Annotated in this window: 10 protein-coding genes; 5 read left to right on the top strand and 5 right to left on the bottom strand. The window is 65.3% G+C overall.

The window, feature by feature from the left end:
* Nucleotides 1–124: 124 nt before the first annotated feature.
* Both ACRVYW_RS13385 and ACRVYW_RS13380 read right to left on the bottom strand, forming a co-directional pair.
* Nucleotides 125–2,515: a hypothetical protein gene (locus ACRVYW_RS13385; protein WP_431805238.1), complete on the bottom strand. Its 2,391-nt coding sequence runs from the start codon at nt 2,513–2,515 to the stop codon at nt 125–127.
* 265 nt (nt 2,516–2,780) lie between these two features.
* A complete protein-coding gene (locus ACRVYW_RS13380) occupies nt 2,781–3,527 on the bottom strand; it encodes a hypothetical protein (protein WP_431805237.1) in 747 nt (248 codons plus the stop codon).
* Between the two features lie 460 nt (nt 3,528–3,987).
* On the opposite strand from ACRVYW_RS13380, the gene ACRVYW_RS13375 reads away from it, so the two are divergent.
* Entirely contained in the window at nt 3,988–4,959 is a 972-nt protein-coding gene (locus tag ACRVYW_RS13375) for a hypothetical protein (RefSeq protein ID WP_431805236.1), read from the top strand.
* A 226-nt stretch (nt 4,960–5,185) separates the two neighbouring features.
* Entirely contained in the window at nt 5,186–5,542 is a 357-nt protein-coding gene (locus tag ACRVYW_RS13370; protein WP_431805235.1) for a hypothetical protein, read from the top strand.
* A 573-nt stretch (nt 5,543–6,115) separates the two neighbouring features.
* On the opposite strand, the gene ACRVYW_RS13365 is transcribed toward ACRVYW_RS13370, so the two are convergent.
* The 3 genes from ACRVYW_RS13365 to ACRVYW_RS13355 all read right to left on the bottom strand — a co-directional run bounded on the left by ACRVYW_RS13365 (nt 6,116) and on the right by ACRVYW_RS13355 (nt 11,226).
* Nucleotides 6,116–8,857 carry an AAA family ATPase gene (locus tag ACRVYW_RS13365; RefSeq protein WP_431805234.1) on the bottom strand — a complete coding sequence of 914 codons (2,742 nt, stop codon included), beginning with the start codon at nt 8,855–8,857 and terminating at the stop codon, nt 6,116–6,118.
* A 412-nt stretch (nt 8,858–9,269) separates the two neighbouring features.
* Nucleotides 9,270–9,881: a hypothetical protein gene (locus ACRVYW_RS13360; protein WP_196324645.1), complete on the bottom strand. Its 612-nt coding sequence runs from the start codon at nt 9,879–9,881 to the stop codon at nt 9,270–9,272.
* Nucleotides 9,882–9,999: 118 nt separating this feature from the next.
* Nucleotides 10,000–11,226: a DUF2130 domain-containing protein gene (locus ACRVYW_RS13355; RefSeq protein WP_431805233.1), complete on the bottom strand. Its 1,227-nt coding sequence runs from the start codon at nt 11,224–11,226 to the stop codon at nt 10,000–10,002.
* 195 nt (nt 11,227–11,421) lie between these two features.
* Here ACRVYW_RS13355 and ACRVYW_RS13350 point away from each other — a divergent pair, with 195 nt between their 5' ends.
* From ACRVYW_RS13350 to ACRVYW_RS13340, 3 genes are read left to right on the top strand one after another with little or no spacing between them, the layout of a single operon-like run.
* Entirely contained in the window at nt 11,422–13,398 is a 1,977-nt protein-coding gene (locus tag ACRVYW_RS13350) for a hypothetical protein (RefSeq protein ID WP_431805232.1), read from the top strand.
* 9 nt (nt 13,399–13,407) lie between these two features.
* Nucleotides 13,408–15,012 (top strand): type I restriction-modification system subunit M, encoded by a 1,605-nt coding sequence (locus ACRVYW_RS13345; RefSeq protein ID WP_431805231.1) that lies wholly within the window; start codon nt 13,408–13,410, stop codon nt 15,010–15,012.
* The gene (locus ACRVYW_RS13340; RefSeq protein WP_431805230.1) at nt 15,009–16,235 is read left to right on the top strand and encodes a restriction endonuclease subunit S; all 1,227 of its coding nucleotides are present in this window, start codon (nt 15,009–15,011) and stop codon (nt 16,233–16,235) included. The genes ACRVYW_RS13345 and ACRVYW_RS13340 overlap by 4 nt, the downstream gene beginning before the upstream one ends.

Below are 16,235 nucleotides of genomic sequence, written 5' to 3'. Positions count from 1 at the left end.
GGCGACTGTGCGCGGAGCGCGGTAGGCCGGGCTGACAGCGAACCCGAGGATCCCTGTACGGGCAGTGCCCGCTGATCGGGCCGCTTCGTCCAACAGATCGTGCGACGTTCTCCGACAGCGGCGCCTACGTCTCGAGCGGCGGGGAGGTATCGGTGGCTGCTCGTCGATCATTGAGGCGCGCGGCGGGGTTGCTCAACATGGTCTCTTCAGACCAGCTCCGGTGTGCATGTGGATCCCACTGTTCGAACCTCTTCACAAACTCACCCTCTCTCATTTTGATGGCATCGTCATCGAGCGGCTTCCAAGCGAATGGATCATCGGACAACGCCCAGTAGGGATGAGGAGAAAGGAGCCGGTCATACGAAAGTGGGATCCGCAGGTAGGTGCCATCCTCCGCTCGGAGCTCGTGCGTCGCGAAATCATCGCTCATGTCTGTTGCATATTGACACGCGACGACTGCTGACCAAGGCGAGTTCAGGGCGACGGATAGCGCTTCGAGCTTGTCGAGTTCGCCTTGCGTCATTCCCGTTGCACTCCGCTTCACTTCGATGGGAATAAGTTCTGCGTGCCGTGTCAGGAGAAGGACATCAGCCTCGCCAAGCACCTGCCTCGAGCCGGTTCTCTGGACCTCAAGGCCCGGGTGCACTCCGACAAGTCGCTTGTCCAGCACCGAATCAAGAAAACTGGCGGTCAGCAAGTGCCCCATCGCGTCATGCTCGTAGACGCGACGAAGCCTTTCCGATAGGCGAAACTTGAACTCGATTGATTGGCGATTCCCGAATGGCATCGAGATCTCTTGGGCGCATCCCCTGCAGATCACCGGTGGCGAGAAGGCGTCGACGGGGACCCACTGCTTGGCCTGGCAGAGTTCGCACCGCAGTGGGAACCCCTTCATCACCATTCCGGACTTCTCTGCCCACATGAGCCAATTGCGGGTCGCCTTGTCGCTGTTACCAAGCGCCTTCTTGAACTCGCCGAAAGATCGCTCAGGAAGCTCATCCACGGTCGGCCCCACCGAGTGAATCGGGTCCGCTATGTCTCCGACACCACGTAACCTCTGCTTGTACCAACCGAAGCCGTGACGTGCGGCCATCTCCTCAAGGAGCTTGAGGATGGGCGCGTGGGCGAGATTCCGGATCTCGCTCAGATCCTCAAGTCGCTCGACCATTACCCTGGCCGCTCGCCCCGGCTCAGACTCAGTAAGGTCCGCGCCGCGCCGCGCCGCCACCGCGCGCGCCATCAGCAGCCGACTTGGCCATGAAACCTCGCGAGCCTCCGTCAGTATTCTGGACATCCCCCACGTTGTTTTGGATCCCGCGTAGAAGTCGCCGTCGACGGCGTCGACGCGGATGTCATCCCCGCTTGGGAAGGGAGCATCGACGAGACTGAGGTCGATCCTGAAGTAGACGGCGTCATTGAGCGCACGGCTGCGGAGAACCTTGTGTTGATGATCGACACCTTGTGGAACGAAGTGCGATTGACCGTCCGCCCAGACGAGCACCTCGTCTCGGCTCCACCCAAACGTCCCGAAAGAAAGGAGCGCGTCCGGGGGCGCCACGGCGAACGAATCCGAGTCGCCGAGGCGCGCGCTCAACTCTTCCGATGTCACGCTCGCGCTCGTGACATAGAGCGGATGTGCTGAAGAGCCGTTCCTCGCGAGGTGCGGGTGAAAGCTGATTTCGGCGATCGACTCGGGGGTGGCTTCCGACAGGGGCACACCAATCGGCACGTGCCGGCTGTCGCCGTGGGCACCCCTCAGATTCCATAGCAACGTCGCGTCGTCGACGTCGCCGGGCGAGCAGACCACCACGATGTTGGGGCCCGCATCGAAGGCCGGAAACCACGGCTCGGGGAGAACCCTCATGCCAGATCTCAGGCTTGAACTTCCCGATCCGCCATACGCGAGATGAACCATCGACAACACGCGAGAATTGTTGCGATCTCGCGCGGTAAGTCGGTTGAGCAGATCGGTAAGTGATCCCCGCGTCGACACGCGATCGACTTTGATGAAGTCCTCCATCTTGACCGAGGGGACGAGGTTCATTCGTCGGAGAGACGCTGGATCGAACGCCGCAGGCATCGATCCGAGGCAAGCAGCATAGATCAAGCGCCAAGGGTCCGTGGCATCAAGCGTCACCACCTCCAACGGGGCATACCTGTCTAGCTTTCGGTACTTGAGCAAGGGCAAAGCCAGCTGCTCATGAAACGCCTCACGAGACGGACTTGGCTGAACGACCGCACTGCTCAACTCGAATAGGTCGAATGGGTGAAGTCCTTTGACGCCATCGACCGCAGCGCCGGCGAGCTTGGATACGTACAGGGGTGAAAGCGCACCCGCCTCATCCATTGGAACTATCGGTGTAACCGCACCACCCCACAATGAACAAAGCCGTTCAACCTCGACGAGGAACTGATCCTCATTCCTCCGAATGGCAGAAGCTTCCCGGCTGAGGCGAACAGTGATTCTCGCTTTGTGCAGGCCCTCGAGGTTCTCCCGGTCGAGCAGTCCCCTCATGACATCCCTTCGTGTGCGCTCACGGTGTGGAGTGGTAATTAGTCGATGAGCGTCGCTTACGAAGGCTACTGGGCCCTATTGCTCCGTGCGGGGTGCTGGCCAGTGTCTGCTCATCCACTGCAGCCCGCATCGCCATCGGTCCTATCGGTGTCGTCTCTGCCTGGCATGAACACGGCCGAGGATTCGCCTGGCCCGAACGCAAGCAGTCGCGTCCGTTTAGTCGTCCGGCGATCCGCGTACGTGCGCGATGCGCGGTCGAGCCGAGCTACATGAGAAGATCCCAGATGCTGTGCGGGCCCTTCTCTGCTCCTTCGTGCGCATTGACCTGACACCTGTACTCGGGGTCGGCTCGCGGAACGTATGTCGCGGGCGCACCAGGCGGCGGGTTCTTCGCGGCCTCCCTACGCATCCGCGCGAAGATGTCCTCCTCGTAGGGCTGAAGTTCGCTCGCAGAATGAAGAACGAACACAAGCGAACCGTCGGCCAAGCTCATGGCGGCGACCAGATGCGCATCTGCAGGTAGTAACGGTGCACGACCCGGCGGTGCCATGAGTACCGCCAGGCCGTTGAGCATTCCGTTCGGCGCCGGTGTGATCCAGCCGATCTTGGCGGCGTCCTTTTCTGGCTTCGCGTTGACGACGATGTCGTCTGAGGGCGTCAGTATCCGGGTCACGAAGATCAAGCCGTCTGAATCTACGACGGGCTTGTCCCACTGATCTATCACTCGCGGTACTCCGCGCTTGATTGCTTCGGAGTACTCATACTGCAAACGCCAGTCGCCGGACGCGTGAAAGGAGTACTTGGAGTTGCCGCCGTTCCGACCGTCACGCACCGACAGGTAGATGTCTGTCGTCGCTGATCCTGTCCACATGCGCCAAATGACGGCGTGCGCTTCCGCGGTCCCCAGCGAGAACCGGATCGCGGCTCCGGGGGGCTGGATCGCGACATCCCTGGAACTCCCATCGGAGTAGTTGATCGTGATCGTGCCAACCGGTTCAGTCTTGCGTGACACCCAGATGCTCCCCATCGCAGTGCGCGGCAGATGGCCACGCCGCTCCGCGAGACTACCCTTGCGCGCGGATCGATCGCATCATCCGCCGCGCCAGGTTGCGTGATTGCGATGGGGGAGCAGGCGAACGAACGCGGGTCGACAAGCGCGCCGCGGAAGATGTCGATGGGCGTACGCTTCCTCGCGCCGACGAAAGCCTCGAGTTCGATGCTCAGCCGCGGTGCGACGGATCTGAGAGGTGGTCGTCGCGTGGGGGCCTGCCGCCACTTTGCCCGATCGTGCGCTAGATTCCTCGACAGTCACGAGGCGAAGCGCGCTGCTCCGCTGAAGACTGGCGGGGACTCAGCGGGCGTCTGGCAAGGTCCCTGGCGTGGAGCGCGAGCCCGAGAGGCCACGACGCAAGACGAGCTCGGCGCGATGTACTGGGCTTTCGCTACGCTGTGATCCATTCCTGGGGAGGATCATGCACGAGCAACACGAACAGACGCCGAATCACGAGGATGCGTGGGGGCGTGTCGACGATTTGTTCCGGGTCGGGCCCGGCTACATCAACTATTGGCTGCACGAGGCCACCGAACACTGGACCATCTCGGAGTCCGAGCTCAAGGCTGTCCGCGAACTCGGCTACAACCTCGGTCAGCTTATGAAGCGGCGCAATGAGGTGGAGGATGCGCGCCGGAAGTTCGTCCCCGCGAGCAGCCTTTACAAACCGAATCTCGCCGAACGCACCGAGTTCCAGCGCGAGCTATTCGACGCAACGTCAGGATTCTTCCTGATGTACTACTCGGCACTATCCGCCCTAGTTGGCGTCGCGGTGCGCTTCCGTCCGGAACTCCACGACAGCATGGGCGAAGTTCCTCACCGGAGCAACTCGAAGTTTCTCGCCTGGCTCAAGCCGCACGCAATGTTGCCATCGCACTTCGATGTGTTGACCGACGCGCGACAGTTCCGCACCGTCCTCGACCACAAAGCGAGTGCCCAGCCTTACGAGTGGGGCACGGTGGTCCGTGAGTCCGAGGGGCTTGTGCGGGCAGTGCTGCACGGTCCCGCCGGTCAGAGCGGGAACTTCCCAGATGGCGCCCTGCCGCTACTGGGCGACACCCCTTTCCCGAAGGACCATGACTGGGCCTTCTACGCACCAGACGAAGATCTCGTGCTGACTTGCCTCGCTGTGCAGATGAACGCGCTATTTCCTCGGATCAACAGTCACCGCTTCCGCCCAGAGTCAATGCGGTGTGCCTGGGTCAACCGTCTAGGCCCCCACGATCCCGAGGACGGATACCCAATCTTTGCGGCGATGTCAGGCACCGTGACCAGCGTCGAGCCCCACATGCCCGACCTCTCGCCGGAGGATCGCGCAACGATTGACGAGATTCTCGCGAAGTACAGCAACTGCGATCTGCCCGACCTTGGCGAATCCGAAGGTCGTGAGTGACTTCCAGCGACCATGGGGTGGCGGCCCGACAATGCTCGAGTTCAACAGGGCGGCGGCGATCTCCTGCGTGCTAGAGCTGGCCAGGCACCCGCCGCTACGCGGCACGCACGCGGTTCTTACGCGCGCCTGGCCCGCGATCCAACAGGCCGGCTTGCAGCAAGAGGCGGCCGTCCGGTTGCACGAGGCTGACGCCGAGTCGCGTCGCGCCCGCCGATAGTGTGAACGCATGCACTGGGGAGCCGCAAACACGCCCGCGTCCGACGCGTGGGACTGGACATTGACGTGGACGATCATCGGCGTGGCCGTCGCTCTCGTTGTGGGCGCGTTCGCCGTCGCCGGGTACTTTAGAGACCACCCGAAACGTCGGCTCGAATACACCGTCACGACGCGAAGGCTCATACAGTCCACGCCAGATCTCGGCCTTGAAGTACGCGTCAACGGCGTCGAGATCGCGGACCCCCATTTGGTCGAGTTCCGGTTGCGGTCGAACAGTCGCGCCGATATCCCCACAAGCGCTTTTGATGCAGGGCGCGATCTGACATTCCGCGTTGAACCGGGCGGCGCACTCGTGGTGGGCGACTGAGGCGCACGCGGAGACATCATGCTTACCTATGGCAACGGCGACGGGTGGGAGTGGGCGGAGTTTCACGTGGGGCCGCAGCTCATTCATCGACGGGCGACGCTCGAAATCGACTTCATCTCCAACGGTGAGCCGACTGTTCGAATCGCCAACAAGACACTCATTGACGTCGACGTCGTACGAGTACAGCCACGAACTTTCAGCATCGACACATGGGAGCTAATGGTCGTCGCCGCTCCGTGGCCCATAGACGTCCTCGCACGGCTGATACCTCGCGCGAGGGGCTGAACGCGGCTGAGCCCCGACGCCGGGAGGTGTTATGGGGGCTGGGGTCAGCCGTGAGCGGCGATTGGCGCCGCGACGCACCCGTCGATTTCGTCGGCCGGCACCGTGGGCGGGATCGGGCGCATCAAGGTGTGGGGATCACCTTGCTCCACTCACAGAGTAGGTGCGCGGTTGCCGGTCCTTCAGGGCAGCAATCGGGGAGAGTCCGCGAACCACACCGATACGCCCTCCCAGGCGCACGGATAGTCCGCCCGCAAGCTCTCTCGATGACCGCCCGCTAATCGAGCGGCTTTATCTCCCGATCCCCCGTCCCGCGGTCGGCCCTCCAACTATCGGCCCGGCAGCCGCCTGTACCGTCTGCTCCCTCGCCGCACGTCGCAACTCGGCCGCCGCGGCGCGCACCGCATCCTGCATCGTCAACTCGGGCGTGCCGCGCTGCATCGAATCAGCGAGACACTCGCGGGCCTCGTCGTCCGTCCGCGCGACGACGATCGCGGCATTGTGCAGCCGCCCGCGGGTGAGGCCGACGTAGAGCCCCGCGGCATCGACACCGGGACCGACCACCGACGCGTCGGCCGTGTCACCCTGCACGCCATGCACGGTGGACGCGTACGCGAGCTGCAGGTGCTCGCGCGCGTAGTCGGCAGACACACGCGCCAGCTCGCCACTGTCGCCCACCGACACGAGGTCGACGGACTCGTCGCGGATCTCGCGAACGATCCACTGTGCACGGTTCTCGACGCCGGTGCGCCGGTCGTTGCGGCGGGTCTGAACGGTGTCGCCCACGAGGAGGCGCTGCTCCCCCATCCCCCAAGCGACTGTGCCGGAGTCGAGTTCGCCTTCCTCGACGCGCCGCTGCTGGATGGCGTCGTTGATGGCATCCGCTTCGGCATTCGTGCCGGACACGAGCGTCACGCGCTTGCCGCGCGCATGCCACTCGAAGTACGCCTCGATCATCTGGTCGCGTGCTGCGTCGAGATGATCGACCCGGTCGACGTGACCACTCCCCGCGAGCTCGCGCGCCACCGACAGCGCCTGCTCGCGTTCACCCGCGTTCCGCAGCCGTAGCGTGAGCGCCGCGTAGTCAGGATCGCGGAACCGGTGCACCGTGTCGAGCTCGACGGCGGCGTTCGCGTGCCGGATCGCGGAACCCATCGCGCCCGCGTGCCCGACCGGCACCGCCTGATGCGTGTCCCCCACGAATGCCAAGCCGACACCGTTCTCGATCGCGAGCTCGACGAGAACGTTCGCCGCCTGCAGGTCGACCATGCCGGCTTCGTCGACGACGATCCGATCGCGTGGGCGCAGGGGGTATCGAGTCGGGCCGCCGTAGACGGCGCCCGTCGCGACGTCGACATCCCCTGGGCGAAGCCGCGTCCAGACCATCGCGCCCGCCTCATCGCGGCCCCATCGATAGCCGTGGTCCAAGAGAAGTGCGTGCAGGCTGGATGCCGCGGCCCCGACCTCACGAGACGCCACCGACGCCGCCTTGCGCGTCGGAGCAACGACGAGCATCCGCCGGCGCTGCGCCGCGAGCGCGGCGAACGTGATGCGGAGCATTGTCGTCTTGCCTGTGCCGGCGGGGCCGGTCACCGTGACGAGACCGTCGGTACCGGCGATAGCGCACGCCGCGACCGCTTGCGATGCATCCAGAGCCGAAGCATCTTCGTCGTGCGCGAACCAGCGCAGCTCGTGCGGCAGCAGGGAGCGCCCTGGTCGGGCGATCACGTCCAGACGGCCAGCGAGGCGCACTTTGGCGCGCACGGTCGCGGTAGCCATGAAGGCCTTCACGTGCGCGGGTAGAGCATCAGCGATGACGCGGTGCGCGGCACGAGTGGCGCGCTCGGTGACGTCGGAGATGACTCCGTCGAGCCGGTCACGATCGGCAACGACGCCCGTGCGCGAGAGTGCGCGGATCGCGCCCGCACGGAGGTCGAACACGCTGAACCTCCCACCGCTCGAGGTCGACCGTTGGTCCGCGTCGACAACGGCCTGCGCAGCGAGCGGATCGAGGTCGACGGCCTCCAGCTGGCTGGCCGCGAGGGGAACGGCCGCGCGCGGCGCGATCAGATTCGGATCGACCGCCGCGATCTCGTCGCGGACCGTCGCCTTCCACGACACCTCATCGATGTCGGCGGGTTTGTTCGGACGTGCCACCGCCCACGCGCGCCGGTCGAGCTGCTGCAGCACCTCCACGCTCGGCGCCGATCCTCCGTGCTCGGCCGACCATTCCGCGATCAGGCGCGCACGGTTGGACTCGATCTGCGCCGATCGACGCGACAGTGGACGCACAGCGCCGGCGAGTTCGGCGATCTCCCCCGCATCGTTGAGCGTGTACCCGTGGCGCGCGAGCGCCGCGCTCCATGCGGGGTCGGTGCGGGCGGCGAGTTCGCCTTCGGCGTTGATGACGGTGTGCAGCTTCATCGCGACACGCGAGTCGAGGTTCGACCACTTGCCGTCCGCGCCGAGGACCTTGATGTTCAACCACAGGTGGCGGTGGATGTGCGGGTCGAGCGCCCGTGAGCGGCGGTGCTGCAATTCGACCACTTCGATGCGCATCACGTCTTCCCGAAAGACGCCGTTGTGTCCGCGGCGGGCGTTGAGCTCGGTCTGCCAGGTCAGCAGGATGCGGTCGCGGAGGCGATCCTGCAGCGCTTCGAACTCGGTCGCGAGCTCGGGGTGCAGGAGCGCGGCGATGCTGTAGGTCTTGGGGTGGTTGATCGTCCCGTCGAGGAGTAGGTCGGCGTCGGGGCTCAGCCGTTGGTGGCCGCGCTCCTCCCCCGTGATCGGGTCGTGACCGGTGATCCAGACACGCAGCCCGCCGGCGGTGAGCTGATCGCTCCCGATCCGGCCACTCGCGACGATGAACCGGGTGACGGTCGATTCGGATGCCTCGGCGTACGCCTCGAGCGCTTCAGCGCCGCTCGTGTGCGCTCGGTGTGCGTCGCACGTTCCCTCGAGGGCGTAGGCGATCGCCTGTCGGACGCCGCGCGAATCGACGCCCCGCTTCCACCGCTCCAGTCCCCCGCGCATGACGCCAGAGTAAGCTCGTGATTTGCCGATTATCCAGGTATTTTTCGTTGATGTAGGCAAGTGGAGCGCGATGCGTCTAGATGGTTCCGACCATCACGGATGCCTGCGTGCATTGATCTATTCTTCCTTGTCCTACTCGTTCTCATTTGGCGCGAAGGATGAGGGAGAGATCGCGCGGGTTGTAGCGGGCTGCGCTGCGTCCTGCCTGCCACTCTGTCGTCGCCAGGATCTCCGTCCCATCGGACACCTCCGGCGCGAGCGCCCCGAGGCGGGGCACGACGACCGGGACCGAGCCCCTCGCTTACAGAGTCGAGAGCTACCTCGACGTGATTCCGCGGGTCATAGTCACACCCTCGACGACCGATGCCCCCTACCGCCCCTCATCTGATCGTCCGCCGGATGATGCCGCGCATCAGTAAGCCCACTCCCATCCGACGGGGCTTCCGCCCATGGCCAGCACCACTGCGCCGGTCGGCGAGGCGACATCAAGGACGATCCAGCCGGAGACGCTCTGCCCAGGTCCGATCTGCGCGGGGAGCTGCTGAGACGAGTCGAGGCACGTCCATGCGTTGCCGATGGGGTCGTTCAGCCGCTTGCCATCGGCGTCGTACGCCTGCCAGTCGTACTGCGTGAATGACACCCACGGGAACTCCTCTTCGGCGAGTTCCGGGGTCGACTCGACGTTGAGGTGGATGCCGAGGTAGTGGCCGTTCGCGGGGCTGTCAGGGAATCCGCTGTCGCAGGTGGGGTCGAGGACGAGATCCGTCACCGCGAACCGCGAAGTGACCACGTCCGAGGTCAGCGAGGATGTACCCGCCAGCTGCCCGATCGTCTTGACGAGATTGCCGCGGGAGTTCTTGACCGCTTCGCCGAACTCCGAGGCAGCTTCGCTCGGAGTAGGCGTCGCCGTCGCTGCCGGCGTAGTGTCGGGCGTCTTGCCCGTATCCGCAGGCGCCGCGGCCGAACAGGCGGCAAGCGACAGCGCGAGCGCGGCGATCGTCGAGATGGATGTAATGGTGCGCATGGTGATGTCCTTTACAAGAGTGAGACAACGGGAGACGGTTCTCCCCCGTGACTGGTTGTGAGCGGCGGGTTGTGCAGCAAGAAGGGGATGGAGCGAGCGGGTTTTCCGGCGCCGGCACTCAGGCCGCGTCCTGCTCATCGGTCGCGTCCAGTTCGGCGAACTTGGCCGCCATGGTCGGATTTCCCTTGGTCAGCTTCTTGACCGTGAGCGCCGTCGCCTTGTCGTTCGCGAGGCGGAGGTTGTTCTCAGATCCGAGCAGGTTGTCCTTGACCTTCTGGAGCCGGTCGATCGCGTTGTCGATCTCCTTGATCGCGGTATCGAACTTGCCCTTGGCGAGCTGGTAGTTGCGGCCGAACGCCGACTTGAAGCCCTCGAGCTCTGACTCGAAGTCGGTGATGTCGATGTTCTGCTTCTTGATCTGCTCGAGCTCGGCCTTGACCACGATTGTGTCCTGCGCGGCGTTGCGCAGCAGGGCGATGATCGCGAGGAAGAACTGCGGGCGGACGACGAACATCTTCGGGTACTCATGCGACACGTCCGTGATGCCGGCGTAGAGCTCGGAGTCCTCTTCGAGCATCGAGACGAGCACCGCGTACTCGCAGCCCTTGTCGTTGCGGTCCTTGTCGAGCTTGGCGAAGAAGTCGCTGTTCTTCTTCTTTGTGGCGGTGACGTCGGACTCGTTCTTCATCTCGAACATGATCGAGACGTATTCCACGTCGTCATCGCTGAAATCGCGGAAGACGTAGTCCCCCTTGCTGCCGGCGGATGCGTCGTTGTCCTTCCCGAAGACGGCGTTGGGGAACGCGAGCGAGCGCATGCGGTTGAACTCGATCTCGCAGTGCTGCTCGAGGGTCTCGCCGAGGAGCTTCACCGAGAGCTTCGCCTTCATGTCCTTGTAGCGGGCGATGAGCTCATCCTTGAGAGCGAGCTCCTTGGTGTGCGACTCCTTGAGCGCGGCGTCCCTGACCTTCTGCTCGGCCGCCTGGAGGTCCAGCTTGCTCTTCGCCTCGTTGAGGTCTTTGTCCGCCGCCGACACTGCCTTCGCGACGGCGAGCTCCTGGTCGGTCGCCGCCGACTTGAGCGCGGACGTGAGCTGCTGGATCTCGGCGTCCTTCGCAGCGCTCACCTTCTGTGCCTGCTGCGCCGCGTTCGCCACGGCGAGAGCGATCTCGATCTCCTTGGCCTTCTCGGCTGCGGCGAGGCGTGCGTGAAGCTCGAGCTCGAACTCGGTCGTACGCACCTGCTGCACGATGTCGGCGTACTGCGCCTCGTCGATGGTGAAGAGGGTGCCGCAGTGCGGGCACTTGATCTCGTTCGCAGCGGTGGTCGGTGTGCCGTGGGTCATGAGTGTCTCCAATAAGGGGCGGGGAGTGGATCCCACAGGCGGGGCGCCCCCCAGTAACGCCCCGCCTGTGACAGCGACGTGATGCCGCCGAACAGATCGTGGACCAGGAATCGACGCGGCTGGCTCTAGATCACTGATAAGGCTGCTTATCAGTCATCGTGGATGTGGCGCAGAGTTTGGGAGTAGGTTGACCTCATGTCCACAGCGCCCCCGCTTCTCCTCGACCTCACCGGCGTCGCCCGGCTGGCCGGTGTGCAGCGGCCCGTGGCATCGATGTGGCGTTCGCGGTTCGCGTCGACCCCGGATCCCTTTCCGTCAGCCGTCACCGACGTGAGGGGCCGGCCGTGCTTCGAGGCTGCGCAGGTCGCCGACTGGCTGGTGCGCACCGCGCATGGGAACAATCCGGAGGCACGTGAGGACGCCGCGGCGGCTGCAGCTCCCTCGGACTTCTCCTTCTCCGACGCGAGCGCGGTCGCCGAACTGCAGGCGCTCGTCGCCCTGCACGCGCAGACCGACGACCTCGACGAACTCACGCCTTCACAGATCGAAGAGGTGGCCGCCAACGTCGACCCGCTCGATCGCGTGCTCCGGCGCGAGATCTCTGCACACGTGGACCGCGGTGCGCCGTGGCTCGCCTATGCGACCCGCCTGGTCGACGCGGCATACTCGCCGTCGGCGGCGCTGACGCTCATCGCCCGCCGCCACGCAGCAGCAAACCGGGCGGCGGGATCCGCTGGACCGCTTCTCGCCGACGCGGTCGCCCTGGTCGTGGACGCGACGATCGCCCTCGCCGGCGGCGACGCGACGGTGACGCTGGATGCCGGCGACGCCATTCTCTCCTCGACGCTTGCCGGCAAACTCGATGACGATGTGACGATCGTCCTGCCCACCGGCGCGGACTCCCGCGACGTCCGACGCCAACTGCTCGTCGACGGGCACTGGCTCGCCGACGAAGCGGCCCCAGCGGCGCGCTCGGTCGTGGTTGCGCGCGTCCCGTCACACCGGGGCGAGGACGTATCCGCGATCTTGCGAGCGGTGGACGACATCTCCCTGTCGCTGCGGGATTCGGACGCGGCGGTCGTGATCGGCCCCGCGCGGGCACTCGTAGACCCGCTGGCCCCCACCGACGAGCGGGCGCGCGCTGACGTCCTTCGCTCCGGGCGCGTGCGGGGAATCGCACGCCTGTCGACCGGCCTCGTCGACAGCGCGGTGCGAGAATCCCTCGCGCTCTGGATTCTCACAGAGCCAACCGTCGAGGTCGCACCCGCGCGACGAATCACCGCGGTCGCGGATCTCACGCGCGTGCAACTCACCGCCGCGACGCGCGCCGACCTGATCTCGGACCTGATGGCGGGCATGGGCAGTGGTCGCGATCTGCGTGCCCACCAGTTCCGGTTTGCCACATTCGTGCGTACGACCTCCCTGCAGGCACGAAGCGGCTCACTGGTGGCATCGGCGACACGGAAGCCCTCGGCCATGACCGAGGAGGCGGCAGAACTTCCCGCCCTCCTCGACATCGCCGCCGAGGCAGTTCGCTCCGACATCACCCCGATCGAGATCGCGCCCGATCCGCACGACGTGCCGCGCGCCATGTCCGTGGCAGAGCTGATCAGTGCTGGACACGTGAGGAGGGTTCAGGGCACCCGCCTTGACCCTGTGCTGCTGGGCTCGGAAGGACTCGTCGTCGTGACCGCATCCGACCTCGACCAGCCCGCGTCGATCGGCCATACGCGCGTCGACCAGTTCGCGTTCGCGACCCAGCATCCGTCCGCGCAGCTGACCCGCCCCGGCGACGTGATCTTCCGCACCAGCCCCACCGCCGCCGCGTGGGTCGACACCGACGGCTCGAAGGTCGTCGCCTACCCGGCCCGTGTGCTGCGCATCACGGCCGCTGATCCCGGCGGTCTCGTGCCCGAGATCGTCGCCGCAGACATCACAGGTGGGCCCGCCGGGCCTGGTGCGTGGAAGCGGTGGACGCTGCGTCGCGTCGCCCCGCGCACGATGGCGCCGCTCCGACAGGCAATCGCCGATATCGCGACCGCCCGCCGAGATCTCGAGGTCCGCGCCGCGAGCCTCACTGACTATGCCGCCTTGATCGTCGCCGGTGCGACGTCAGGCGCGGTGACCATCATCGACTTGGACCACGCCGCGGACGCGGCAGACACGCAGTAAGGAACACCCATGCCCCGCACACCGAAAGCCGCGCCCGCGGCGCCGTCGACCATGAAAGAGCTGAAGGACACGCTCTGGAAGGCGGCAGACAAGCTGCGCGGCTCGATGGATGCCTCACAGTACAAGGACGTCATCCTCGGCCTCGTGTTCCTGAAGTATGTCTCGGACGCCTTCGACGAGCGCCGCACCGGTATCCACACCGAACTCGCCGCCGACGGATACGACGAGGGGCAGATCGCGGAGCTCATCGACGACACCGACGAGTACACCGGCCGCGGAGTGTTCTGGGTGCCCGTGAACTCGCGCTGGGGCTTCCTCGCCGAGCACGCGAAGGGCGGATCGGTCGACGGTGTCGACAAGACGATCGGCCTGCTCATCGATGAGGCGATGGATGCCGTGATGCAGGCGAACCCGCAGCTGTCGGGCACGCTGCCGCGCATCTTCAACCGCGACAACGTCGACCAGCGTCGGCTGGGCGAGCTGATCGATCTGTTCAACTCGGCGCGGTTCACGACGCAGGGGCAAGGCGGGTCTGACGGGCGTCGTGCCCGCGACCTGCTCGGCGAGGTGTACGAGTACTTCCTCGAGAAGTTCGCCGCCGCCGAGGGCAAGCGCGGCGGCGAGTTCTACACGCCCGCCGGCGTCGTGCGGGTGCTCGTCGAGATGCTCCAGCCCACGCACGGGCGCGTGTACGACCCCGCGTGCGGGTCGGGTGGCATGTTCGTGCAGGCCGAGAAGTTCATCGACGCCCACCACGGCGAAGGATCCGACATCTCGGTCTACGGGCAGGAGCTGAACGAGCGCACGTGGCGCATGGCGAGGATGAACCTCGCCATCCACGGGCTCACCGGCAACCTCGGCCCCCGCTGGGGCGACACGTTCGCCCGTGACTTGCACCCCGACCTGCAGGCCGACTTCGTCATGGCGAACCCGCCGTTCAACATCAAAGACTGGGCACGCAACGAGTCCGACCCGCGCTGGCGATTCGGCGTGCCGCCGGCGGGCAACGCGAACTACGCGTGGATCCAGCACATCCTGTCGAAGCTAGCACCCGGCGGTCAGGCCGGCGTCGTGATGGCCAACGGCTCGATGTCGTCGAACTCGGGTGGTGAGGGCCAGATCCGCGCCGAGATCGTCGAAGCCGACCTCGTCTCCTGCATGGTCGCGCTGCCGACCCAGCTGTTCCGGTCGACCGGCATCCCGGTGTGCGTCTGGTTCTTCGCGAAGGACAAGGGCAAGCGCGCCGGCGAGGTGCTCTTCATCGACGCCCGCAACCTCGGCCACATGGTCGACCGCGCCGAGCGTGCGCTGTCGTACGAGGACATCGCTCGGATCGCGGGAACGTTCCACACGTGGCGGGGCGTCGAATCGGATGCTGCGCCCGACGAGTACGCCGACGTTCCGGGGTTCTGCTACTCGGCCACGCTCGCTCAGATCAAGGCCGCTGATTATGCACTGACTCCGGGCCGCTATGTCGGCGCCGCCGAAGCTGAGGCAGACGGCGAGCCGATCGAGGAGAAGCTCGCGCGACTGCAAGTTGAGCTTGAGGCGCAGTTTGCGGAGTCGGCGCGACTTGCCGACGTCGTGCGTGAGCAGCTCGCGAGGATCTCGTGAACGTTGCGTTCGGTGAACTCGTCGAGTTCGCGGTAGGTGGTGGGTGGGGTGAGGACCAGCCCTCCGATGGGATGGTGCCGGTGCGAGTGATGCGAGGCGCCGACTTCCCCGCTGCGGAGTCTCGCGATCTTGCGTCGGCACCCCTGCGCTATGAGCCGTCAAAGAAGGCCGCGAGTCGCATACTGCGCGAGGGCGACATTGTCCTTGAGGTCTCTGGGGGCACAAAGGACCGCCCCACCGGCCGATCGATCTTTGCCTCGCCCCAGCTCCTTTCGTCAGTTGACGACGACGTGATTCCCGCCAGCTTCTGCCGGTTGGTGCGTATCAACCGAACTAAGGCGTCTCCAGCGTTTGTCTACTACGCGCTGCAGGACCTCTACAACCGCGGCGGGACCTGGGAATTCCAGAATCAGTCGACAGGAATCGCCAACTTCCAGTTCGAGTTGTTCCGCGAACGTTGGCGACTTGATCTCCCGTCACTCTTCGAGCAGCAGGCGATCGCCGAGGTGCTGGGCGCCCTCGACGACAAGATCGCCGCCAACACCGCCCTCGCCGCCAACACCGCCTCGGTCGCCATAGCGGAATATCGCTCGGCAATCCGCGACGGGGGCCCTGAACTGCCGATCGATGAAGTCTCGATCCTGCTCGCGCGGGGTATCACGCCGCGGTATCTGCCTGACGGTGATGGCACGCGAGTGCTAAATCAGAAGTGTGTGCGCGATCAGCTGGTTTCGCTTGAGCCATCCCGGTGGACAGATGATGCAAAGGTGAAGCAGGAGAAGCTCCTTGCCGTCGGCGACATCCTGGTCAACTCGACAGGACAAGGCACTCTCGGACGCGTCGCGCGCTGGACTCTCGCAGAGCGGGCTACGGTCGACTCGCACATCACGATCGTCAGACCCGACCCCGACGTCAGCGATCCCGCGGTCATCGGACAGGCGATCCTCGCTATCGAAGCAGACATCGAAGCCCTCGGTGAGGGCAGCACGGGTCAAACCGAGCTCAGCCGAATCGAACTCGGACGCGCCCGCGTTCGGATACCGAGTCGTGAGCGGGCCGAGCATCTCGGCGCGAAGCTCCGAGCTCTCTCTGCGTGCCAGGACGCAGCCCGCGCCGAGAACGATACCCTCACTGCTACCCGTGACGCGCTGCTGCCGCAGCTCATGTCGGGCAAACTCCGTGTTCACGACGCGGAGAATCTGATTGATCAGGCGGGCGTATGA

This window comes from Microbacterium sp. bgisy203, from assembly GCF_965345155.1.
In the GTDB taxonomy this organism is placed as follows: Bacteria; Actinomycetota; Actinomycetes; order Actinomycetales; family Microbacteriaceae; genus Microbacterium.
This window is presented reverse-complemented; position numbering and strand designations above follow the sequence as displayed.